The sequence below is a fragment of the Paenarthrobacter sp. 22069 genome, assembly GCF_052046035.1.
Lineage (GTDB): Bacteria > Actinomycetota > Actinomycetes > Actinomycetales > Micrococcaceae > Arthrobacter.
This window is the reverse complement of sequence record NZ_JBQEQF010000022.1, coordinates 14353-35267: the sequence shown is the minus strand read 5'-3', so window position 1 is coordinate 35267 and position 20915 is coordinate 14353. Positions and strand designations below refer to the sequence as shown.

General features: G+C 66.8%; 21 protein-coding genes. 10 read left to right on the top strand and 11 right to left on the bottom strand.

Going from position 1 to position 20915, the window contains the following annotated elements; translation table 11 throughout:
- Positions 1-12 precede the first annotated feature (12 nt).
- Both ACTJK0_RS17075 and ACTJK0_RS17070 read right to left on the bottom strand, forming a co-directional pair.
- Positions 13-678: a response regulator gene (locus tag ACTJK0_RS17075; protein ID WP_440746004.1), complete on the bottom strand. Its 666-nt coding sequence runs from the start codon at positions 676-678 to the stop codon at positions 13-15.
- The gene (locus tag ACTJK0_RS17070) at positions 675-2270 is read right to left on the bottom strand and encodes a sensor histidine kinase (RefSeq protein ID WP_440746031.1); all 1596 of its coding nucleotides are present in this window, start codon (positions 2268-2270) and stop codon (positions 675-677) included. The genes ACTJK0_RS17075 and ACTJK0_RS17070 overlap by 4 nt, the downstream gene beginning before the upstream one ends.
- Positions 2271-2577: 307 nt before the next feature.
- On the opposite strand from ACTJK0_RS17070, the gene ACTJK0_RS17065 reads away from it, so the two are divergent.
- Genes ACTJK0_RS17065 through ACTJK0_RS17050 form a run of 4 tightly spaced genes read left to right on the top strand, consistent with a single transcriptional unit; the run spans position 2578 to position 6059 of the window.
- Positions 2578-3588 (top strand): tripartite tricarboxylate transporter substrate-binding protein, encoded by a 1011-nt coding sequence (locus ACTJK0_RS17065; protein WP_110544114.1) that lies wholly within the window; start codon positions 2578-2580, stop codon positions 3586-3588.
- Positions 3585-4088: a tripartite tricarboxylate transporter TctB family protein gene (locus tag ACTJK0_RS17060; RefSeq protein WP_110544112.1), complete on the top strand. Its 504-nt coding sequence runs from the start codon at positions 3585-3587 to the stop codon at positions 4086-4088. The genes ACTJK0_RS17065 and ACTJK0_RS17060 overlap by 4 nt, the downstream gene beginning before the upstream one ends.
- Positions 4089-5627, top strand: coding sequence for a tripartite tricarboxylate transporter permease (locus ACTJK0_RS17055; RefSeq protein WP_440746003.1), 1539 nt, complete (start codon positions 4089-4091; stop codon positions 5625-5627). It abuts the gene before it with no gap.
- A 39-nt stretch (positions 5628-5666) separates the two neighbouring features.
- Complete coding sequence (locus ACTJK0_RS17050) at positions 5667-6059, top strand: universal stress protein (protein ID WP_110544108.1); 393 nt, start codon at positions 5667-5669, stop codon at positions 6057-6059.
- Between the two features lie 13 nt (positions 6060-6072).
- On the opposite strand, the gene ACTJK0_RS17045 is transcribed toward ACTJK0_RS17050, so the two are convergent.
- Complete coding sequence (locus ACTJK0_RS17045; protein WP_440746002.1) at positions 6073-6954, bottom strand: fumarylacetoacetate hydrolase family protein; 882 nt, start codon at positions 6952-6954, stop codon at positions 6073-6075.
- A 224-nt stretch (positions 6955-7178) separates the two neighbouring features.
- Between ACTJK0_RS17045 and ACTJK0_RS17040 the strand changes: the two genes are divergently transcribed.
- Positions 7179-7439: a hypothetical protein gene (locus ACTJK0_RS17040; protein WP_440746001.1), complete on the top strand. Its 261-nt coding sequence runs from the start codon at positions 7179-7181 to the stop codon at positions 7437-7439.
- A gap of 115 nt (positions 7440-7554) precedes the next feature.
- On the opposite strand, the gene ACTJK0_RS17035 is transcribed toward ACTJK0_RS17040, so the two are convergent.
- The 4 genes from ACTJK0_RS17035 to ACTJK0_RS17020 form a co-directional block, all read right to left on the bottom strand.
- Positions 7555-7800 carry a hypothetical protein gene (locus tag ACTJK0_RS17035; protein WP_110544103.1) on the bottom strand — a complete coding sequence of 82 codons (246 nt, stop codon included), beginning with the start codon at positions 7798-7800 and terminating at the stop codon, positions 7555-7557.
- Positions 7801-7962: 162 nt separating this feature from the next.
- A complete protein-coding gene (hutH, locus tag ACTJK0_RS17030; protein ID WP_440746000.1) occupies positions 7963-9555 on the bottom strand; it encodes a histidine ammonia-lyase in 1593 nt (530 codons plus the stop codon).
- Positions 9556-9654: 99 nt separating this feature from the next.
- Positions 9655-11352 (bottom strand): urocanate hydratase, encoded by a 1698-nt coding sequence (gene hutU, locus ACTJK0_RS17025; protein WP_440745999.1) that lies wholly within the window; start codon positions 11350-11352, stop codon positions 9655-9657.
- A 172-nt stretch (positions 11353-11524) separates the two neighbouring features.
- Complete coding sequence (locus ACTJK0_RS17020; protein ID WP_440745998.1) at positions 11525-12352, bottom strand: IclR family transcriptional regulator; 828 nt, start codon at positions 12350-12352, stop codon at positions 11525-11527.
- Between the two features lie 274 nt (positions 12353-12626).
- On the opposite strand from ACTJK0_RS17020, the gene ACTJK0_RS17015 reads away from it, so the two are divergent.
- Both ACTJK0_RS17015 and ACTJK0_RS17010 read left to right on the top strand, forming a co-directional pair.
- Positions 12627-14114 carry an amino acid permease gene (locus tag ACTJK0_RS17015; protein ID WP_440745997.1) on the top strand — a complete coding sequence of 496 codons (1488 nt, stop codon included), beginning with the start codon at positions 12627-12629 and terminating at the stop codon, positions 14112-14114.
- Positions 14115-14162: 48 nt separating this feature from the next.
- Positions 14163-14798, top strand: coding sequence for a LysE family translocator (locus tag ACTJK0_RS17010; protein ID WP_440745996.1), 636 nt, complete (start codon positions 14163-14165; stop codon positions 14796-14798).
- A gap of 69 nt (positions 14799-14867) precedes the next feature.
- Here the strand turns inward: ACTJK0_RS17010 and ACTJK0_RS17005 are convergent, their stop codons facing one another.
- Entirely contained in the window at positions 14868-15731 is an 864-nt protein-coding gene (locus ACTJK0_RS17005; protein WP_440745995.1) for an SDR family oxidoreductase, read from the bottom strand.
- A 121-nt stretch (positions 15732-15852) separates the two neighbouring features.
- On the opposite strand from ACTJK0_RS17005, the gene ACTJK0_RS17000 reads away from it, so the two are divergent.
- Both ACTJK0_RS17000 and ACTJK0_RS16995 read left to right on the top strand, forming a co-directional pair.
- Positions 15853-16227: a winged helix-turn-helix transcriptional regulator gene (locus ACTJK0_RS17000; RefSeq protein WP_440745994.1), complete on the top strand. Its 375-nt coding sequence runs from the start codon at positions 15853-15855 to the stop codon at positions 16225-16227.
- Between the two features lie 188 nt (positions 16228-16415).
- Positions 16416-16679: a hypothetical protein gene (locus tag ACTJK0_RS16995; RefSeq protein ID WP_440745993.1), complete on the top strand. Its 264-nt coding sequence runs from the start codon at positions 16416-16418 to the stop codon at positions 16677-16679.
- Between the two features lie 26 nt (positions 16680-16705).
- Here ACTJK0_RS16995 and ACTJK0_RS16990 read toward each other — a convergent pair whose 3' ends face one another.
- Positions 16706-17455, bottom strand: a complete 750-nt coding sequence (locus tag ACTJK0_RS16990; protein ID WP_440745992.1) for a 3-hydroxybutyrate dehydrogenase — start codon at positions 17453-17455, stop codon at positions 16706-16708.
- A gap of 51 nt (positions 17456-17506) precedes the next feature.
- A complete protein-coding gene (locus ACTJK0_RS16985; RefSeq protein WP_440745991.1) occupies positions 17507-18883 on the bottom strand; it encodes an MFS transporter in 1377 nt (458 codons plus the stop codon).
- Between the two features lie 127 nt (positions 18884-19010).
- Between ACTJK0_RS16985 and ACTJK0_RS16980 the strand changes: the two genes are divergently transcribed.
- Positions 19011-19928, top strand: coding sequence for a LysR family transcriptional regulator (locus ACTJK0_RS16980; protein WP_440745990.1), 918 nt, complete (start codon positions 19011-19013; stop codon positions 19926-19928).
- 28 nt (positions 19929-19956) lie between these two features.
- On the opposite strand, the gene ACTJK0_RS16975 is transcribed toward ACTJK0_RS16980, so the two are convergent.
- Positions 19957-20889 carry a spermidine synthase gene (locus tag ACTJK0_RS16975; protein ID WP_440745989.1) on the bottom strand — a complete coding sequence of 311 codons (933 nt, stop codon included), beginning with the start codon at positions 20887-20889 and terminating at the stop codon, positions 19957-19959.
- Positions 20890-20915: the final 26 nt, after the last annotated feature.

Here is a 20915-nt window from a genome sequence, read left to right as displayed (position 1 = left end):
GCCCCGGCCCCATCAGACCTTCAGCACATACCGCCGTTCAGGCCGCCCCACGCCGTACTTGAGCCGCACGTCCAGCGTTCCTTCGTCGTGCAGGTACTCGAGGTAGCGGCGGGCGCTGACCCGGGAGGTGCCCAGCGCCTCGGCGACTTCGGCCGCGGAAACATCGCCCGGGGCAGCGTTGAGGGCAGCCTCCACCAGCCTCAAGGTTTCGATGCTGCAGCCTTTGGGCAGTGGCCGCTCGGAACGGTCCAGGCCGAAGACCCGGTTCACGTCCGACTGCTCTGCCACGTCCTTGGCGGCATCAAGGCCCTGGTAGGCGCTGCGGTAGTGCTCCAGCCGCTCCTGCAGGTCCGTCTGCGAAAAGGGCTTTATGAGGTAGTGGACGATGCCGCCCCGGAGCGCCTTCCGCACGGTTTCCACCTCGCGGGCGGCACTGATCACCAGCACGTCCAGTTCCGGCGCCACCGCCCGAAGCCGCTGCATCAGGTCCAGGCCGTTGATGTCCGGCAGGTGGATGTCCAGCAGGACCAGGTCCGGCTGAAGCCGTTCCGTCTCGGCCACCGCCTGGGCGCCGGTATGGGCAGCACCCACCACGGAAAAGCCGGGTGTGCGCTGGATGAAGCCGGCATGCACTTTGGCCACCATGAAGTCGTCGTCGACGATCAGCACCTTGATCATGGCTGGACACTCCCTCGTTTCAGCACCGCTCGTTTCAGCACGGCGGTAAAGACAGCCCCATTATCGTTGGCAACGGCCAGGTCCCCGCCACTGCGGCGGCACACCACCCGGGACAGCGCCAGCCCGAACCCGCGGCTGCCCGCCGGTCCAGGTTCCTTGGTGGTGAATCCCTGGCGGAAGATGTGGTCGTTTGAGCCACCGGGGACGCCTGGACCGTTGTCCCGCACCGTCACCACAACGTCGTCCCCCGCCCTGCCCTCCACCAGCACGCTGACGGCTGCGTGCGGAAGCCCGGTGACGGCGTCGAACGCGTTGTCCACCAGGTTCCCCACCACCGTGGTGAGGTCCCGGGACAGGGCGTCGTCAACCTTGTCCAGCATGGATGCCGGGTCCAATTGCAGGGCTGCGCCGCGTTCGGCGGCAAGGCTCGACTTGGCGATCAGCAGGGCGGCGAGCGCAGGGTCCTTGATCCGGCCGGTCACCTCATCGTTGAGCCGCGTCCGGTCCACCGTGGCGCCATTGACGAACTGGACCACGGAATCGTATTCGCCGATCTGGATCAGGCCGGAAATGACGTGCAGCTGGTTGGCGAACTCATGCGCCTGGGCGCGGAGCGTGTCCGTGGCGGTGCGGGTGGTGCCAAGTTCCTGCTCGAGCTCTGAAAGTTCGGTGCGGTCGCGAAGTGTGGTCACGGAGCCGATGACCTTGCCGCGGGACTGGATGGGCACCCGGTTCATCACCACCAGCCGGTCCCCCACCAGCACCAGCTGGTCCGGTCCGGGCTGTTCGCGCGTGAGGACCTGCTTCAGGGCGGGTTCGACGGCGAGGCCTGCCACGCGTTTGCCCACACAGTCCGGGGGGAGGCCCAGCAGGGCGCGGGCACTGTGGTTGGCCACCGTGATCCGGTCGTGCAGGTCCAGCGCCACCACGCCCTCCTTGAGTCCGTGGAGCATGGCTTCGCGGTTCTCCACCAGGCTGGTGATCTCGCTGGGTTCCATGCCCAGGGTCTGCCGTTTGACGCGGCGCGAGAGCAGCAGCGAGCCGGCGATGCCCAGCACGCTGGCGACGCCCAGGTAGGTGAGGAGGTTGGGGACGGCGTCGCCGAGCCGCTCCAGCACCGTGGGGTAGTTCCGGCTGATGGAGGCGATCCCGATCATGCGCCCGGTGTCGTCAAGGACGGGAACGTGGGCGGACAGGAGCGGGGCAGGAGTACCGCCCACCACCCCCGTCCAGGCCCGGCCTTCCATCACCCTGCTGGGTCCGAGCTCCAGCGGCTCGCCCACCATGCTGGGGTCCGAGGACGCCACCACGGTCCGGTCCACCCTTGCCAGCGCCACCCGTGATGAGCCGGAGACGATCCGCACGGACTCCGCCACGGAGGGCAGCACCGCCCCGCCCCGCGGTTCGGCGTCCGGCAGCAGTTCGCGCACCACGGGATTGCCGCCCAGGGCCTCCGCGGCGGAGAGGGCACGGCGGCCCTCCGTCCGTTCGAAGGCCGCGGCGGACTGGGCAAGCGAGATGGCCACCACGCCCACCAGGACGGCCAGGACGATGAGCAACTGCAGCAGAAGGTACTGCCCCGCAAGGGACATTCCTCGTCGTCGAGTCACGATGGTCTTCCTGGTGTTGGGATTCAGGCCGGGCTGCGGCGGTTTTGGCCGGCTGCCACTGCGCGCACAAAGATGGGACGCAGGGCCGGGGTGGTACCGGGAACTATATCCCAAAGCCTCCAGCGCGGCGGCCGTGGGGTTTTGGAAACGTGAACGCAATGAACACAACTTTCTCTGCGTACACAAGAGTGATCGGCGTCACGGCCGCCCCTAGCATCGGAACCACAAGGCGCCGGAACCCCTAGTCAGCCGGTGCTGGTCTGATTTGTTTTTGAGAGAAGAGGAACACATGCGCCAGATCCGCGCATTGCGCGTTGCCGCCGTCGCCGCCGGCATCGCCCTGATGGCCACCGGCTGCGGTGCCACTGGAAAGAGCTCCACCGGTTCAGAAAGCTCCGGCGCTGCTGCCGGACCCATCACCGGCCTGCAGATCATGGTCCCCAACTCCCCGGGCGGCGGATATGACACCACCGCCCGCGCTGCCGCGAAGGTCCTGGACGACGCGAAAATCTCCACCAACACCGAAGTCTTCAACCTGGCAGGCGCAGGAGGAACGGTGGGCCTGGCCCGCATTGTCAATGAAAAGGGCAACGGTGACCTGGCCATGCTGATGGGGCTGGGCGTCGTGGGTGCCAGCTACACCAACAAGTCCGAATCCAAGCTGACCGAGACCACGCCGCTGGCCCGCCTCATCGAAGAGCCCGGCGCCATCATGGTCGGCAAAAATTCCCCCTACAAGACCATCGATGACCTGGTGAAGGCCTGGAAGGCCGATCCCGGCTCCATTGCCGTGGGCGGCGGCTCCTCCCCCGGCGGCCCGGACCACCTGCTGCCCATGCAGCTGGCAGGTGCGGTGGGCATCGACGCCACCAAGGTCAACTACGTTGCCTACGACGGCGGCGGTGACCTCCTGCCCGCAATCCTCGGCAACAAGCTCGGGTTTGCCGCCTCCGGCGCCGGCGAGTACCTGAAGCAGATCGAGTCCGGCGAGGTCCGCGTGCTGGCCACCAGTGGCGAGAAGCGCCTGGACGGCGTGGATGCACCCACGCTGAAGGAATCCAACATCGACCTGGTGTTCACCAACTGGCGTGGCGTCGTGGCCCCTCCGGGCATCAGCGACAAGGACAAGGCTTCCCTGATCGCGGCCCTGGAAAAGATGCATGGCACGGACGGCTGGAAGGAAGCGCTGAAGACGCACAGCTGGACCGATGCCTTCATCACCGGTGACCAGTTCAAGTCCTTCCTGACCGAGCAGGACAAGCGCGTGGCGGACGTCCTCACCAAGCTTGGGCTGGCGTGACCTCCCTGACCACAGGTCTCAAAGGCCGCTCCGAGCTGGGAGTCGCACTCCTGCTCGGGGCGGCCGGCGTCATGGTCTTCCTGGACGCCAACGGCCTGGCAACCCCGTATTCAAAGTCCGATCCGGTCGGGCCCAAAACCGTTCCGTTCATCGTGGCCGGAATGCTGGTGGTCTGCGCCGTGCTGCTGGCCATCAACGTGCTGCGCGGCGGCAAGGGCGAGGCTGAAGGCGGCGAGGACGTAGACCTGACGCACCCCGCCGACTGGAAGACCGTCCTGCCACTGGCAGGGGCCTTCATCCTGAACATCCTGCTGATCGACTGGGCCGGCTGGGTGATCGCCGGAACCGTCCTGTTCTGGGGCAGCGTCCTGGCCCTCGGCAGCCGCCGCTACGTCCGGGACGGCCTGATCTCCGTCGCACTTTCCCTGCTGACCTTCTACGGCTTCTACCTCGGCCTGGGCATTGCGCTGCCGGCCGGCCTCCTGGAAGGAATCCTCTAAATGGACGTCTGGTCCTCCCTGATGGACGGCTTCGCCACCGCCCTCACCCCCATGAATTTCCTCTACGCCGTGATCGGCGTCATCCTGGGCACCGCCGTCGGCGTCCTGCCCGGCCTGGGCCCGGCCATGACCGTCGCCCTGCTGCTTCCCGTCACCTATGCCCTGGAACCCACCAGCGCCTTCATCATGTTCGCCGGCATCTACTACGGCGGCATGTACGGCGGTTCCACCACCTCCATCCTCCTCAACACGCCCGGCGAATCGTCCTCGGTGGTCACCGCCATCGAGGGCAACAAGATGGCAAAGGCGGGCCGGGCGGCGCAGGCGCTTGCGACGGCGGCCATCGGCTCGTTCGTCGCCGGCACCATTGGCACGGCGCTGCTTGCCGTCTGCGCGCCGATCGTGGTGAAGTTCGCCGTGAGCCTTGGCGCGCCCAGCTACTTCGCCATCATGGTCCTGGCCCTGCTGGCGGTGACCGCTGTGCTGGGTTCTTCCCGGCTGCGCGGCTTCGCGTCCCTGGGCCTCGGGCTGGCCATCGGACTGGTGGGCATGGACTCGGTCACCGGCCAGCGCCGCCTGACCTTCGGCCAGCCGCTCCTGGCGGACGGCCTGGATATCGTGGTGGTGGCCGTGGCCATCTTCGCGGTGGGCGAGGCGCTCTGGGTTGCAGCACACCTGCGCCGCACCCCCCTGCATGCCATTCCCGTGGGCCAGCCCTGGATGGGCAAGTCCGACTGGAAGCGCTCCTGGAAGCCGTGGCTGCGCGGCACCGCCTTCGGCTTCCCGTTTGGCGCACTGCCCGCCGGTGGCGCCGAGATCCCCACGTTCCTGTCCTATGTGACGGAAAAACGCCTCAGTAAGCATCCCGAAGAGTTCGGCAAGGGTGCCATCGAAGGCGTGGCCGGCCCGGAAGCCGCCAACAACGCCGCGGCTGCCGGTACCCTGACCCCGATGCTGGCGCTGGGACTGCCCACCAATGCCACCGCGGCCGTGATGCTGGCCGCCTTCACCTCGTACGGCATCCAGCCGGGTCCGCAGCTCTTTGAAAGCCAGGGGCCCCTGGTGTGGGCGCTGATCGCGAGCCTGTTCATCGGCAACTTCCTGCTCCTGATCATCAACCTGCCGCTGGCGCCACTGTGGGCCAAGCTGCTGCAGCTGCCCCGGCCCTACCTGTACGCGGGCATCCTGTTCTTCGCGACGCTGGGTGCCTACTCGGTCAACCTGCAGGCGTTCGACCTGGTGATCCTGCTGATCCTCGGCGCGCTCGGGTTCATGATGCGGCGCTTCGGGCTCCCCGTGCTGCCGCTGATCCTCGGCGTGATCCTTGGCCCACGGATCGAAGGCCAGCTCCGCAAGACCCTGCAGTTGAGCGCAGGCGATCCGGCAGGGCTCCTGGGTGAGCCGATCGCCGTCGGCATTTACGTCATCATTGCCGTCATCCTGCTCTGGCCCTTTGCCTACAAGCTGTTCCGCCGGAACCGTCCGGAGCGCAAGCCGCTGGTTCCGGCCAATTCCGGCGCGGCGGACTACAGTGACTGAACAGCCGCCCCATCCATTTCCAGCAGAACAGGAAACAACATGACCGTCGTTGTGGGATACGTCCCGACCCCCGAGGGCGAAGCTGCCCTGACGCAGGCCATCGCCGAAGCCCGGAAGGGCAACAGCACCCTGGTCCTGATCAACTCCTCCAAGGGCGAGGCCGCCGTGGACAGCCGGTTCGCGCCGGAGGGCGGGATCCAGGACATCGAGCAGCGCCTGGCGGGCGAGGGCATCCAATACATGATCAAGCGGCCGGTCCGGGGCCACGACGCCGCCGCCGAGGTCCTGGATGCTGCCGAGGAACACAACGCCGACCTGATCGTGATCGGCCTGCGCCGCCGCACCCCGGTGGGCAAGCTCATCATGGGCAGCACATCCCAGCGCATCCTGCTGGAAGCGGACTGCCCGGTCCTGGCAGTAAAGGCAAGCTAGCCGCGGAGTCTGCTTAGGCGGTAACGGCCGCCGGCGTCCGGAACAGTTCCTGGCGCTGGCGGCCCAGGCCCTCCACCTCGACCTCCACCAGGTCGCCTGGCTGGAGGTAGGGGAAACGGCCACTGAGCGCCACGCCCTGCGGGGTCCCGGTAAGGATCACGTCTCCCGGTTCCAGGCGCATGTACTGGCTGCAGTGGTGGACCAGCGTGGGCGCATCGAAAATGAGTTCCGACGACGACGAATCCTGGCGCGGCTCCCCATTGACCCAGCTGCGCAGCCGAAGGTTCCCGCCGTCGATATCCTGCGCCGGAACCAGCCACGGGCCCAGGGGCGTTGACCCCGGGAGCGACTTTCCCTTGGTCCACTGCCCCGCAGCACCGGGCAACTGGTATTCCCGCTCCGAGAAATCATTCGCCGTGACGTAGCCGGCGATGCAGGCCGCCGCCTCTTCCGTGGAACCGAGGTAGCCGGCCTCCCGGCCGATGACGATGCCCAGTTCCACTTCCCAGTCGTACTGGGTGGACCGGGGCGGGAGCGGAGCCGGGTCATACGGGCCGGTGACCGTGTTGCTTGGTTTGAGGAAGACAACGGGCACTGAGGGCGGCTCTGCGCCGGATTCCGCGGCGTGGGCTGCGTAGTTCATGCCGATGCCCACCACGGTGCCGGGCCTGGCCACGGGTGAACCCACACGCAATGCCCCGGCCTCCTCGAGCAGCGGCAACTCCCCCGCCGCCAAAGCCTCCCGGACCCTGTCTACGCCGCCGGCAGCAAGGAACCCGCCGTCGATGTCATTGGTAAGGGGCAGAAGGCTGAAGCAGCGCGGTGAACCGTCAACCGCATCAACCAGCACAACCGGCTGCTCCCTGCCATGTTCGCCCAGGCGCATGATTTTCATACCGAACACTCCTCCAGCTGTACTAAGGGGGCCGCCCGATCAAGGGGGCGCCCACGTGGACCTGAGGGGCCCCTTTCCATGGTCGTCGATTCCACCCGGAGCCGCGAACGGACGCTTTGTGACTGGCAACCAAGGCTCCAAATAGGGCAGTCATCTGACATATGGCAGGAGCAGTCGGTAGAATGACGGAGCCATCCTGGCACGAAACACAGAAAGTTCAGTACATGACTACAGCCACTATGGAGCGGGTCCCCGCCGCTGCCGGGGCCACCGAAGGGCCGGCCCCGCGGTCCATCGACCTGGAGTTCGCCAGCGCCAGGGAGGTCCACGCCGGACTGGAAGGGGCGGTCGCCGAACTGATTGAGGTGGCAGCAAAGGACGCCACCTGCGGCATCCTGGTCACCAGGCTGCACCCGGGACGCTACACCGTGGCCCTGGACGAATCAGTACCGTTCGGCGAGACGTACGAGTCCATCGCCGCCTGAGCGCCAGCCGGCCGGCTTCCGGCGGGCTGTCCGCCGTATGTGCCGGCCCCGCCAACAGAAAACCCCGCACGCCCTAAGGGCGGTGCGGGGTTTTGTGTAGGCCAAGGCAAGGATCCTAGGCGCGGCGGACCTGGACGCCGTCGGACTTGAGGAAAAGTTCCTTCTCCGCCGGGCCTGACGGTCCGGCCGGAACCAGCCAGAGGACGTTGCCGCTCTGCGACACCTCTTCAACCTCCCCGGCTGCCACTACATGCGCATGCTTGATGATCTCGACGCGGTCTCCAGCCTGGAGGGACTTCCAGTTGGACACCGCAGCGGAATGGGCATTGCGCCTCGACAGGACTGCCCCACGTGCTTTCATGTGAACTTCTACCCCTTTGTATCGTTCTGCCGCCACAGCTTCTTTGATGTGACTTTCACTACATCTTCAGTTCTACTACACTCCCGGCGCCGCGGTGCGCCGCGCCGCCGGAAATTCCGCCCCTTGGACGCGAAAGCAGCGGAGGCTGAAGATTCTTCGGTGTCAGGCGAGTGGCCCGACGGCGGATTCCGCTGCCCGGCGCACGTCACCGGAGGCCACCAGCCTGTCAGCCGCTTCCAGTTCCGGGGACAGGAAACGGTCCGTACCCGGCCCGTCCACCACCCCACGGAGGGCGGCTACGACGGCGGCGCCGGCGGGTCCCGGTGTCAGCGTGCCGCCCGAGAGCTGGGTGCGGATGTCCAGGGCCCGTGCCGAGGTCACCAGTTCGATGGCCAGGACCCGGCGGAGGTTCTCCACCGCCTTGCGCAGCTTCCGCGCCGCGTGCCAGCCCATGGACACGTGGTCCTCCTGCATGGCCGAGCTGGGAATCGAGTCCACGGATGCGGGAACGGCGAGCCGCTTGTTGTCCGACACCAGGCCGGCCTGGGTGTACTGGGCGATCATCAGACCGGAATCCACCCCGGGATCCGCCGCGAGGAAAGCGGGCAGGCCGTGGGAACGGGCGGGATCCAACATCCGGTCGGTCCGGCGCTCGGCGATGGAGCTGAGGTCGGCGACGGCGATGGCCAGGTAGTCCAGGACGTACGCCACCGGTGCGCCGTGGAAGTTGCCATTGGAGCTGACGCGGCCGTCGGGCAGGACCACCGGGTTGTCGATGGCGGCGGCCAGTTCCCGGGTGGCCACCAGTTCGGCGTGGTCAACGGTGTCGCGGACCGCGCCGGCAACCTGCGGGGCGCAGCGCAGGGAGTAGGCGTCCTGGACCCTTGAGTCGCCCACCTTGTGGGAGGCCACAATGGGCGAATCCGAGAGCACCCGCAGCATGTTGTCCGCGCTGGCTGCCTGGCCGGGGTGCGGACGGAGTGCGGCGTGCAGTTCGGGAAGGAACACCTGGTCCGTGCCCAGCAGGGCCTCGACGCTGAGCGCGGCAGTGATGTCCGCCGTCGCCAGCAGCTGGCGCAGGTCGGCGATGGCCATGAGGAGCATGCCCAGCATGCCCTCCGTGCCGTTGACCAGCGCCAGCCCTTCCTTTTCAGCCAGGACGACCGGCTCGATGCCGTGCGCTGCCAGCAGCTCGGCGACGGGCCGCTCGCCCCGCCCGCCGTACGTCACGCCGTCGGGCCCTTCTGCCTCGCCCTCACCCATCAGGACGAGGGCACAGTGTGACAGGGGTGCGAGGTCGCCCGAGCAGCCCAGCGAACCGAACTCGCGGACCACCGGGGTGATGCCGGCATTGAGGACGTACACCATGGTCTGCAGGACCACGGGGCGGACGCCCGTGCGGCCCGACGCCAGGGTCTTGGCGCGCAGGAACATGATGCCGCGGACCACTTCCCGTTCCACAGCCGGCCCCATGCCGGCGGCGTGGCTGCGGATCAGGGACTTCTGGAGCTGGGTGCGCAGTTGGTTGGGGATGTGGCGGTTGGCCAGGGCGCCGAAGCCGGTGGAGATGCCGTAGGCGGGGACATCGCTGGCAGCGAGGTCATCGATATGGGCCCGGACCTTGGCGACGGTCTCCAGGGCGTCCGGAGCGATGGTCACCTTCGCGCCATGGCGAGCGACGGCGAGCACGTCTTCGGGGGTGACGCCGACGGAGCCGAGGGTGACGGTCAGAGGTTCGTGGGTAATCGTGGTCAATTTAAGTTCCTTGTGTTGTTTCATCGACTGCTCCGTAAGGGCCCTTTTGGAGGCTCAAAACGGCAGTTACGGAGCAATCGATGTGGAATTGGGGCTCGGTTAGCGGGATTCCTGCATGGGGATGCGGACGCCGCGTTCCTTGGCGACGTCAAGGGCGCGCTCGTAGCCGGCGTCGGCGTGGCGGATGACGCCCATGCCGGGATCGTTGGTGAGGAGGCGTTCGAGCTTCTGCGCGGCGAGGTCGGTGCCGTCGGCGACCGAGACCTGGCCGGCGTGGATGGAACGGCCGATGCCGACGCCGCCGCCGTGGTGCAGGGACACCCAGGTGGCGCCGGAGGCGGTGTTGAGCAGGGCGTTCAGGAGGGGCCAGTCGGCAATGGCGTCGGAACCGTCCGCCATGGCTTCGGTTTCGCGGTACGGGGAGGCGACGGAGCCGGAGTCCAGGTGGTCACGGCCGATCACGATCGGAGCCTTGACCTTGCCGTCCTTGACGAGCTGGTTGAAGAGCAGCCCGGCCTTGGCGCGTTCGCCGTAGCCCAGCCAGCAGATGCGGGCGGGCAGGCCCTCGAACTCGACGCGCTCCTGCGCGGCGTCGATCCACCGGTGCAGATGCTTGTTCTCCGGGAAGAGCTCCTTGATGGCCTCATCGGTGACGCGGATGTCCTCGGGGTCGCCGGACAGCGCCACCCAGCGGAAGGGACCCAGGCCTTCGCAGAAGAGCGGCCGGATGTAGGCAGGGACGAAACCGGGGAACGCGAAGGCGCGTTCGTAGCCGCCCTTGCGGGCCTCGTCGCGGATGGAGTTGCCGTAGTCGAATACTTCGGCGCCGGCGTCCTGGAATTCCACCATGGCCTGGACGTGCCGGGCCATGGAGGCCTGCGACTTCTTGGTGAAGCCTTCCGGATCGGCCTCGGCTTCACGGTGCCACTCGTCCACGGAGATGCCCTCGGGCAGGTAGGACAGGGGGTCGTGGGCGGACGTCTGGTCGGTGACGATGTCCACGGTGAGTTCGCCGGCCCGGTGGCGGCGGAGGATCTCGGGGAAGACTTCTGCGGCGTTGCCCACGTAGCCCACGGACCAGCCGCGGCGCTCTTCCTTGGCCTTGAGCACCTTGGCGATGGCGGCGTCGAGATCCGTTTCCACCTCGTCCAGGTAGCGCTTGCCGGCGCGGCGGCGCAGGCGGGTCTCGTCGACGTCGACAATCAGGCAGGCGCCTTCATTCAGGGTGACGGCGAGCGGCTGGGCGCCGCCCATGCCGCCGCAGCCGCCGGTCAGGGTCAGCGTGCCGGCGAGGGTTCCGTTCTCGTCGCCAGTGAGCTTGCGGGCGATGGCGGCGAAGGTTTCGAAGGTGCCCTGCAGGATGCCCTGGGTGCCGATGTAGATCCAGGAGCCGGCGGTCATCTGGCCGTACATCATCAGGCCCTCTGCCTCGAGGCGGCGGAACTCGGGCCAGTTTGCCCAGTCGCCGACGAGGTTGGAGTTGGCCAGCAGTACCCGGGGTGCCCATTCGTTGGTGCGGAAGATGCCGACCGGCTTGCCGGACTGGACCAGCAGGGTTTCGTCCTTTTCCATGGTTTCCAGGGTGCGGGTGATGGCGTCGAACGCGGCCCAGGAGCGGACGGCGCGGCCGGTGCCGCCGTAGACCACCAGGTCGTCCGGGCGTTCTGCGACCTCGGGGTCCAGGTTGTTCATCAGCATGCGCAGCGGCGCTTCGGTCTGCCAGGACTTTGCGGTGAGCTCGGTGCCGCGGGCTGCTTTGACCGGGCGGGCACCGGTGGTGAAATCGGCGGGTGCCATGATGGGCTCCTTCGTGTGGTGTCGGTTGGGGGAAAGAAGTTCTGTATCAACTAAAGCCCTTGGCCGACGGGCTTCACAGGGGTTTCGGCGGGGTACTGTCCGGTATTCCAGACGCCCGCCAAGGCCCTGCCGACTGCCGCGCCGAGCCGCGTGGCCGGCCGGGCCCAGAGGCTTACTTGACCGGACGCCCGTGGATGCGGACGGAGAGTTCATTGGCCACCTTCTGGACCCGGGCAGCCAGGACAGGCCACTCCTCCGCGGGCAGTTTGTCCTCCAGGAAGGTCACTGCCACGGCGGCGGTGGGCCACCCCAGGTGGTCGGTCACAGCGGCGGCAATGGAACCAAAGCCCGGGGTCACCTCGCCGTGTTCGGTGGCGTACCCGCGCTGCCGCACCTGGTCCAGGTGTGAGGACAGCGCGGAATACTTCATGATCGCGCCCTCCACCTCATGCCTGGCGGTAAAGGCGGCGGCGTTCGGGTACAGCGCCCGTACCTGGGACTTGGGCAGGGCTGCAAGGATCGCGCGGCCGCTGGCGGTGAGGTGGCTGGGAAGCCGGACGCCGACGTCGGTCACCAGCGAGGGGCGGTTCTTCGCCCGTTCCTCAACGATGTACAGGACATCCCGGCCGTGCAGGACGGCAAGGTGCGCACTCTCCCCGATCGCGTCCACGAGCGAGGCAAGCAGTGGGCGGCCCAGCCGGGACAGTGGTTCCTGCCGGGAGTAGGCGGAACTGAGTTCGAAAGCGCTGATGCCCAGCCCGTAGCGCTGCTCCTCGTGCAGATGGAGGACGAAACCGTTGGCCTCCATGACGCCCAGCAGGTGGTAGACGCTGGACCGGGGCAGGTCCAGGCTCGAGGCAATCTGCGAAGCCGCCATCGGCCCCCTCCGGGAAGCCAGCAGCTTGAGGATCCTCAGGGTGTTCTCAGCGGCCGGAACTTTTGATGACGCCTTGGCCGCCGCGCGGGGCGCCTGCGTCTCAGTGCTTAGTGCAGTGCTCATGGGCTGGAGGGGTCTTTCTTGGTAGCTCTGTCCGGTATCCCGTACTTAAAGCTTGCGCCCTCTCCGGCCTTCCTGGCAGCCCGCTGTTGGGAGCAATGTCTGAAATACCAGACATGCGGCGGGTAGTCCGGAACCCATACCCCTGTCCACCGCGAAAAGGCGAAGCGCACAGTCTGAGATGAAAGACACCAAGCCGCCGTGAGCCTCATCACGGCGGCGCGGAAAATGGTCTGCTGGTTAGCGGCTCCCCTCCCAATGACGAGAAGGTATTTCCATGCAACCAGCTCCAACCCCCACCCGGACCGACAGTCCGGCCGACCGGCAGAAGCCGGCCGACGCCGTCGGACGCGTCCTCAACCGCGGCCTGAACGTACGGCACATCCGCTTCATGGCCCTGGGCTCAGCCATCGGCACGGGCCTCTTCTATGGCTCCGCTTCCGCCATCCAGAAGGCGGGACCCGCCGTCCTGGTGGCTTACATCATCGGCGGCGCCGCGGTGTTCATGGTTATGCGGGCCCTCGGCGAGATGGCCGTGCGGCATCCTGTCTCCGGTTCCTTCAGCCAATACGCGGGCCGCTACCTCGGCCCCCTCGCCGGCTTCGTGACAGGCTGGACGTACGTATTCGAGATGGCCATCGTAGCCATTGCCGACGTCACGGCCTTCAGTATCTACATGGGCTTCTGGTTCCCCCAGGTGGACCGCTGGATCTGGGTCCTCGCGGTGATCTGTTTCCTGGCCGCGCTGAACCTCCTGAGCGTCAAGGTCTTCGGCGAGCTCGAGTTCTGGTTCTCGCTGATCAAGGTCGCGGCCATCATGGCCATGATCGCCGGCGGCGCAGCCATCATTGCCTTCGGCTTCCAGGCCGGCGACTCGGGCGTAGCGCCCGGGCCGGGCAACCTGGTGGAGCACGGCGGCCTGTTCCCCAACGGATTCGAAGGCCTCCTGGCCTCCTTTGCCGTGGTGATGTTTGCCTTCGGCGGGATCGAAACCCTGGGCATCACGGCCGGCGAAGCGGCAGATCCCAAGAAGGTCATCCCCAAAGCCGTCAACACCGTCCCCGTCCGCGTCCTGCTGTTCTATGTCCTCACCCTGGGCGTACTCATGAGCCTCTTCCCCTGGAACGAGGTGGGCAGCAACGGCAGCCCGTTCGTTCAGATCTTCAGCAGCCTCGGCATCCCGGCTGCACCGCACATCCTGAACGCCGTGGTGATCACGGCCGCGCTCTCAGCCATCAACAGCGACATCTTCGGTGCGGGCCGGATCCTCTTCGGGCTGTCCAACCAGGGGCACGCCCCCGCCGTCTTCGGTAAGGTTTCCCGGCACGGGGTTCCGTGGATGACGGTGGTGATGATGGCCGGAATCCTGCTGGTGGGCGTGGTCCTCAACGCGGTGATTCCGGAGGACGTGTTCCTGGTGATTGCCTCGATCGCCACCTTTGCCACGGTCTGGGTGTGGGTCATGATCCTGGCCTCCCACGTGGCAATGAAGCGGGAAATTGCCCGCAAGGGCCTGGCGGCGTCGGAATTCCCGTCTCCGTGGTGGCCTGCAGCGTCCGTCCTCACCATCGCCTTCATGGCGCTGGTGATCGCGGTCCTGGGTGCCTTCGAGGACACGCGGATAGCCCTGTACGTCGGGGCAGTGTGGCTTGGCCTGCTGGTGTTGGCCTACCGCCTGTGGGTCACGGGTGATGGACGACGGCGGGCCCACCTTGAGGACGAGACGTCGCCGCTGCCCGTGGTCGCCTCCGGCCCGGGCAGCTAAGCCGAAACAACCGGCGCCGGAATCCCGGCCCCGGGGCTAGAATCAGCCATGGTTCCCGTGTCCAGCCTCGTGGCATTCGCCGTGGCATCCGTAGTCCTGATCGCCATCCCCGGCCCAAGCGTGCTGTTCGTCATCGGGCGTTCCCTTGCGCTGGGGTGGCGGGGCGGCGTCCTTACTGTCCTCGGAAATGCGACCGGCCAGTTGGTCCAGGTCATCGCGGTGGCCCTCGGCGTGGGCCTGGTGGTGGCCGAATCCGTGGTCCTTTTCAGCATCGTCAAGTTTGCAGGTGCCGCCTACCTGGTGTTCCTGGGGATCCGGACCATCCGCCATCGGGGGCATCCTGCCCGGCGACCCGCGCCGCCCCCGCCTTCCAGCCCCTGGACATTGGTACGCCAAGGGGCACTGGTAGGCGCCACCAACCCCAAGTCGGTGGTGTTCTTCGTGGCAATCCTGCCCCAGTTCGTGGACTACCCCGCCGGCAACATTCCGTTCCAGCTGGCCCTGCTCGGCGCAGTCTTCCTGTTGATCGCGCTGGTCTCGGACAGCCTGTGGGCCATCGCGGCAGGATGGGCGCGTGTGTGGTTCGTCCGTTCACCCCGGCGCGTCCCGGCGGTGGAGGCGGTGGGCGGGGCGATGATGATCGGCCTCGGCGGAACCCTGGCCCTGGCGGGATCAAAATCCTGAAACGCCGGCTGAACAAAATAAGGTGCCCGGCCCCACAGGGACCGGGCACCTTACGGGCATTTCGCCCTGTCAGGCCGCAGCAGCGGCTGACCGTACCGCCTGGCCGAGGGACGTCGTCGGCCGTCCAATCAGCCGGCGGAGGTCACCGCTGCTGACCAGCAGGTCACCGCGCGCAATGCCGAGGTCCGAATCCGCCAGGATCTCCGCGAAAGCACCCGGCACGCCCACCCCGGTCAGCAGCCCCGCGTACTCCTCCGCCGGCAGGTCGTTGTAGCTGATGGTCCTGCCGGTCGCTGCACTGATTTCTGCCGCGAGGTCGGCCATGCTGAACGCGTCGTCGCCGCCCAGTTCGTAGACTTTGCCGGCCTGGTCGTCGGCCACCAGGACCGCGGCAGCTGCATGGGCATAGTCGGCCCGTGAGGCACCACTGACCTTGCCGTCACCCGCGCTTCCTGCCACCGCGCCCTGCGCGAGGGTTCCGGGAAGCTGTTCCGTGTAGTTTTCCAGGTACCAGCCGTTGCGCAGCAGGACGAAGGGAACACCCGATTCCCGCAGCAGGGCCTCGGTGGCCTTGTGCTCGTCGGCCAGCAACATGGCGGTGGTGTCAGCGTTGGCGATGCTGGTATAGGCAAGCAGCTCCACGCCCTCGGCCCTGGCGGCTTCGATGACGGTGCGGTGCTGGTCCACCCGCTGTCCAACTTCGCTGCCGGAGATCAGCAGCACACGCTTGGCACCCTTCAGGGCAGCGGCAACTGAACCGGCGTCGGCATAGTCCATGGGCTGTACATGGACCCCGCGTGCAGCGAAGTCATCCAGCTTTTCAACGGACCGGCCGGCTGCCACGATCTCCGCGGCGGGCACGCCCCGCTCCAGGAGGGCTTCCAGGACGTGACGGCCCAGCTGGCCGGTGGCGCCCGTAACAACAATGCTCACGATGATTCCTTTCAGGGGTTTTACTCTGTCACGGGTCACAACCCGGGGCCCGGAAGAAAGCTTCCCGAAAGTTAGTACGCACTTTGAAGTAAGGTACTGACCTATAGGTAAGCTGGTTGGCATGGACGCCACAGCTCATGCCGTTCCCCTCCCCCAGGCCTTTGCCGACGGCGTGTTCCCGTCGGGGTGCCCCAGCCGGACGCTGCTTGACCACATCACCAGCAAATGGGGGGTCCTGATCCTGCTTTCACTATCGGAAGGTGAACAGCGGTGGAGCGACCTGCGGCGGCGGGCGGAGGGCATCAGCGAAAAGATGCTGGCCCAAACACTGAAGACACTGGAGCGGGACGGCCTGGTGAGCAGGAAGGCCCAGTCTGTCATTCCGCCGCGCGTGGACTACAGCCTCACGGACCGGGGCTACGAATTGAGCGCGCTTCTGGTGCCGCTGGTCGCCTGGGCGTTCGAAAACGCGGACGACATCATTAACGGCAAGTAGCCCATGCATTAACGGCAAGTAGCCCCTTCCCGGAAGACGAGTACCTGTTACTGGTGTGACTGGTGTGAATAGCGCCTACCGTGTGCGTACGGTGGCGGCCGGAATGGGAGGACGATCCTCCGCTGGGAGCGTTCGGCCGACCAGGACCGTTAGCAGGCGGCAGGCTGCCGCGTGGAGGAGTTGGTCATATGGCCAAGGGCTACGCACAGGATTTTTCCGGGATGGGCCGGCCCATCAGCTTCGGCGCTTTCCTGGCCAAGGCCTGGGTCGGGGTGGCAGGGGCTTTAGGGCCCCGCTGCCCTTACCGCCTGGGTGACACCGTCATAGGCGACGACCCCTTCAGCGGCAGGCGCGAAGGGGTCGTCGTATGGCAGGACCGGCGGTCAGTAGGCGTGAAGACTGCTTACGGCATCTTCTTCTTCGACCACCGCCTGGTCAAACCCCTGGACTAGCGCTAAGGCTGGCCGGCAGGCGGGCTTCAGCGCGCGGACCAGCCGCCGTCCATGGTGTAGCTGGCACCGGTAACCATGCCGGCGTCCGGGGACGCCAGCCATGCCACCAGTGACGCAACCTCCTCCGGTTCCACCAGGCGCTTGATGGCCGATTCGGTCAGCATCACCTTGGCCAGGACCTCGGACTCGGGGATGCCGTGCACCTTGGCCTGGTCCGCCAGCTGCTTTTCCACCAGGGGCGTCCGGACGTAGCCGGGGTTGATGCAGTTGGAGGTGACACCGTGTTCCCCGCCCTCCAGCGCGGTCACCTTGCTCAGCCCTTCCAGGCCGTGCTTGGCGGAAACATAGGCGCTCTTGAACGGGGATGCGCGGAGGCCGTGCACGGAGGAGACGTTGATGATGCGGCCAAACTTGTTGGCGTACATGTGCGGCAGGGCGGCACGGATCAGCAGGAATGGCGCCTCCAGCATCAAGGTGATGATCCTGCGGAAATCCGCGGGATCGAAATCCTGGATGGGGCTGATGCGCTGGATCCCGGCGTTGTTGACCAGGATGTCGCAGTCAAGGCCCAGCCCGGCCAGCGCCTCAGTGTCCAGCAGGTCCACTTCCCAGACGCTTCCGCCCACCTCATCGGCGAGTTTCTCCGCGGCGGAGGCGTCGACGTCGGCCACCACCACTTTCGCCCCATGTGCGGCAAGTGCGCGTACGGTCGCGGCGCCGATTCCGCTTGCGCCGCCGGTGACCAGCGCCTTGCGTCCGTTCAACGTGTTGTCCATTGCAGTTCTCCTTCTATGCCTACTAGGTCCAAGGGTTGCAGCGCTGACTGGTCACCGGTGCCCGGCCAGCAGACCTTCGCGGGCGGCGTCCTCCCGGTCCACATCCTCCAGGGCGACGCCCTTGGTTTCCTTCAGGCTTAGCACGGCCACGGTGGTGATGGCACAGGCCACTACCAGGTAAATGGCGGTGGGCACCCACGACCCGGTGTCCTTCAGCCACTGGGTGGCCAGCAACGGAGCCAGGGACCCGGCGAAGATGGACGTGACCTGCGAGCCGAGGGATGCGCCCGAGTACCGCATGCGGGTGGGGAACATCTCGGCCATGATCGCCGGCTGTCCCGCGTACATCAGGCCGTGCAGGCACAGGCCGATGGTTACTGCCAGGACGATGACCACTGCGTTCCGGGTATCGAACATCGGGAAGGCGAAGAACGGCCAGGTGGCACCGAGGATGGCGCCCGCGAGGTAGACGGGCTTGCGGCCGATCCGGTCCGCCAGGCGGCCGTACTGCGGAATGATGGCGAAGTGGATGACGTGGGCGATCAGCAGCGCCAGCAGGAGCGATGAAGTGTCGTACTTGTGCACGCTCTTGAGGTACACAATGGCGAAGCTGACCACCAGGTAGTACATGATGTTTTCCGCGAACCGCAGGCCCATGGCCTGGAAGATGCCTTTGGGGTACTTACGCAGGACCTCGAAGACGCCGTAGCTGACGGCCTGTTCCTTCTCCACCAGTTCCTTGGCTTCGAGGAAGATGGGCGACTCGCTGACGTTGGTGCGGATGTAGTAGCCCACGAAGACGATGACGGCGGAGAGCCAGAACGCCACCCGCCAGCCCCAGCCGAGGAACGCCTCACTGCTGAGGGTGGTGGACATGATGTACAGCACCAGGGTGGCCAGGAGGTTGCCCACCGGGACGGCGGCCTGGGGCCAGCTGGACCAGAAGGCGCGGGTCTTGTTGGGGCTGTGTTCGGCCACGAGGAGCACGGCGCCGCCCCATTCGCCGCCCAGCGCGAAGCCCTGGATGAAGCGCAGGGCCACCAGCAGCGCGGGGGCCAGGTATCCGATGTCGGCGAAGCCGGGCAGGCAGCCCATCAGGAACGTGGAGATGCCGATGATGACGATGGTGAGCTGCAGGGTGGGCTTGCGGCCCAGTTTGTCACCGATCTGGCCGAACACGATGCCGCCCAGGGGACGGGCGATGAAGCCCACGGCGTAAGTGAGGAACGCCTGGATGATTCCGTCCAGGTCATTGCCCGTTGACGGAAAGAAGTACTTGCCGAAGACCAGGGTGGCGGCGGTGGCGTAGAGGAAGAACTCGTACCATTCCACAACGGTGCCCACCATGGAGGCGGCAACAATCCTCTTCAGTCCTGATCCTTCGGGTGCATGCCCGGCGTTGTTGGCCGGGCGCTGCTCTACGCTCATTGCTTCTCCTAGTGTCCACATTGACACGCGCTGTGATCTCCAGCACAAGTGACTCAGATGAGTATTGCTGCACAAAGGATGCACTTCAATGGCCAAAGAGGCAGTCAAGGTGTGCACAATTGCAGATATGAATGCGAATCCTGATGACCTGCTGGTCCTTCTGGCAGTGTCCCGCTCGGCGAAATTCACGACGGCGGCACAGGCCCTGGGCTTGAACCACACCACGGTCTCACGCAGGATCGCCGCGCTTGAGAAGTCGCTGGGCGGCCGGGTGCTGTCCCGCGCCGCGGGTGGCTGGGAGCTGACCGAGCTGGGTGCACGGGCCGTGCGGGCGGCCGAACAGGTGGAGGCCGTGATGGGCACCCTGGGGCCGGCCGGCCAGGCACCGGACCCCGTAACAGGCGTGGTCCGCATGACCGCAACAGACGGCTTCAGCGCCTACATTGTTGCCCCCGCCGTGGCGCGTCTCCGGCGGGGGCATCCCGGCCTCAGCGTCGAGGTGGTGACCATGACCCGGCGGGCGCTGCAGCAGCGGTCCGGGCTGGACATCGAGGTGGTGGTGGGCGAGCCGCAGGTGCACCGGGCGGAAGCCATCCGGCTCGGCGACTACAGGCTGGGGATGTACGCCTCCCGCGCCTACCTGGCGGAGCACGGGACACCGGCCACCGTGGCCGAACTCAACGCCCACCCGCTGGTCTACTTCGTGGATTCGATGCTGCAGGTGGACGACCTGGACGCACCACGGCGGCTGGTTCCTGCCATGCGGGACGGCCTGACCTCCACCAACGTGTTCGTCCATGTGGAGGCCACCCGGGCCGGCGCGGGCGTCGGGTTCCTGCCGTGCTTTATGGCCGACCTCCACGACGACCTGGTGCGCCTGCTGCCCGACAGGATCGGTGAGCTGCTTCCCTACTGGATGGTCCTGCGCCCGGACTCGCTGCGCCGCCCGGCCGTGGCCGCCGTCGTGCAGGCCCTGCGGGACCGGATGGCCGAACACCGCGAAGCACTCCTGGGCAAGGCCCAAGGTTCATCGACTGCTCCGTGACTGCCGTTTTGACCGCTGAAAACGACGATTACCCAGCAATCGATGGGGGTGAATCGTGGCGGACGGGGGTCCCGGCCGCGAAGGCCCGGACCTGCGCGTCGTCCCAGAGGTGTGCCGGGACGGCCCCGCCGAGGAGCCTGCGGCGGAGCTGCGGATCGTCGCCAAAGGGCACGTCGCTGCCGGCCATCACCATGTTCCCGTACCGCCGGCCCTTGAGCATGGCGGGATCGGCGATGATGACCGTGTGCTTGAAGCTGGCGGCGATGGTGGCCGCATCTTCCCGGGCATTCTTTAGGTCCGGGGCGTCACCGGAGTTCGCCACGTAGAGGCCTCCCGGGGCCAGGACCCGTTTGACGTGCTGGTTGAATTCCGCCGTGGTGAGCGGCCGCGGGGTGAGGGCGCCGGCGAAGACGTCGCGGATGATGAAGTCCCGGGTCTGGGCGGTAAGGGTCTCCGTCACGGCCCGGGCCTCCCCCACCCGGATGCGCAGCAGCGGCGCCTTGGGAAGGTCAAACCAGCCGCGCACGTACTCGGCGAGCTTCCCGTCCAGCTCCACCACCACCTGGCGGGCATCGGGGTAGGCGGCGGCGAAGTAGCGGGCCATGGAGCAGGCCCCGCCACCCAAATGCAGCCCCCGCAGCCGATGTTCCTGCCCCCCGCGCTTCGCGGAGGATTCGTCCTGCCGCGGCCAGCGGGACTCAATGAGTGCCGCCATCCAGCGCATGTACTCGAAGTCCAGGAACAGCGGATCGGCAAGGTCGATGTGCGAGCTCATCACGCCGTTGATTTTGAGGAGCCAGCCGGTGGAGTTGTCCTGGTCCGCGATCAGCTCACAGTCGCCGGTGTCGACGTAGTAGACACCCTCCACCGGGCCGTCGACAGCTGCCCCCTTGGGCACCTCCACCACGCCTGCAGCCGCCCGGATGCTGTTCCGGGCCCCCGACCTTCCGCGTTTTGCCATTACCCGTGCCACGCCTCAGTCATGTT

What these genes read in the sequence shown, in the direction of transcription:
- ACTJK0_RS17075 (WP_440746004.1), bottom strand. Translation starts at nt 678, where the DNA reads ATGATCAAGGTGCTGATCGTCGACGACGACTTCATGGTGGCCAAAGTG.
- ACTJK0_RS17070 (WP_440746031.1), bottom strand. Translation starts at nt 2,270, where the DNA reads ATGTCCCTTGCGGGGCAGTACCTTCTGCTGCAGTTGCTCATCGTCCTG.
- ACTJK0_RS17065 (WP_110544114.1), top strand. Translation starts at nt 2,578, where the DNA reads ATGCGCCAGATCCGCGCATTGCGCGTTGCCGCCGTCGCCGCCGGCATC.
- ACTJK0_RS17055 (WP_440746003.1), top strand. Translation starts at nt 4,089, where the DNA reads ATGGACGTCTGGTCCTCCCTGATGGACGGCTTCGCCACCGCCCTCACC.
- ACTJK0_RS17050 (WP_110544108.1), top strand. Translation starts at nt 5,667, where the DNA reads ATGACCGTCGTTGTGGGATACGTCCCGACCCCCGAGGGCGAAGCTGCC.
- ACTJK0_RS17045 (WP_440746002.1), bottom strand. Translation starts at nt 6,954, where the DNA reads ATGAAAATCATGCGCCTGGGCGAACATGGCAGGGAGCAGCCGGTTGTG.
- ACTJK0_RS17040 (WP_440746001.1), top strand. Translation starts at nt 7,179, where the DNA reads ATGACTACAGCCACTATGGAGCGGGTCCCCGCCGCTGCCGGGGCCACC.
- ACTJK0_RS17035 (WP_110544103.1), bottom strand. Translation starts at nt 7,800, where the DNA reads ATGAAAGCACGTGGGGCAGTCCTGTCGAGGCGCAATGCCCATTCCGCT.
- hutU (WP_440745999.1), bottom strand. Translation starts at nt 11,352, where the DNA reads ATGGCACCCGCCGATTTCACCACCGGTGCCCGCCCGGTCAAAGCAGCC.
- ACTJK0_RS17020 (WP_440745998.1), bottom strand. Translation starts at nt 12,352, where the DNA reads ATGAGCACTGCACTAAGCACTGAGACGCAGGCGCCCCGCGCGGCGGCC.
- ACTJK0_RS17015 (WP_440745997.1), top strand. Translation starts at nt 12,627, where the DNA reads ATGCAACCAGCTCCAACCCCCACCCGGACCGACAGTCCGGCCGACCGG.
- ACTJK0_RS17010 (WP_440745996.1), top strand. Translation starts at nt 14,163, where the DNA reads ATGGTTCCCGTGTCCAGCCTCGTGGCATTCGCCGTGGCATCCGTAGTC.
- ACTJK0_RS17000 (WP_440745994.1), top strand. Translation starts at nt 15,853, where the DNA reads ATGGACGCCACAGCTCATGCCGTTCCCCTCCCCCAGGCCTTTGCCGAC.
- ACTJK0_RS16995 (WP_440745993.1), top strand. Translation starts at nt 16,416, where the DNA reads ATGGCCAAGGGCTACGCACAGGATTTTTCCGGGATGGGCCGGCCCATC.
- ACTJK0_RS16990 (WP_440745992.1), bottom strand. Translation starts at nt 17,455, where the DNA reads ATGGACAACACGTTGAACGGACGCAAGGCGCTGGTCACCGGCGGCGCA.
- ACTJK0_RS16985 (WP_440745991.1), bottom strand. Translation starts at nt 18,883, where the DNA reads ATGAGCGTAGAGCAGCGCCCGGCCAACAACGCCGGGCATGCACCCGAA.
- ACTJK0_RS16980 (WP_440745990.1), top strand. Translation starts at nt 19,011, where the DNA reads ATGAATGCGAATCCTGATGACCTGCTGGTCCTTCTGGCAGTGTCCCGC.
- ACTJK0_RS16975 (WP_440745989.1), bottom strand. Translation starts at nt 20,889, where the DNA reads ATGGCAAAACGCGGAAGGTCGGGGGCCCGGAACAGCATCCGGGCGGCT.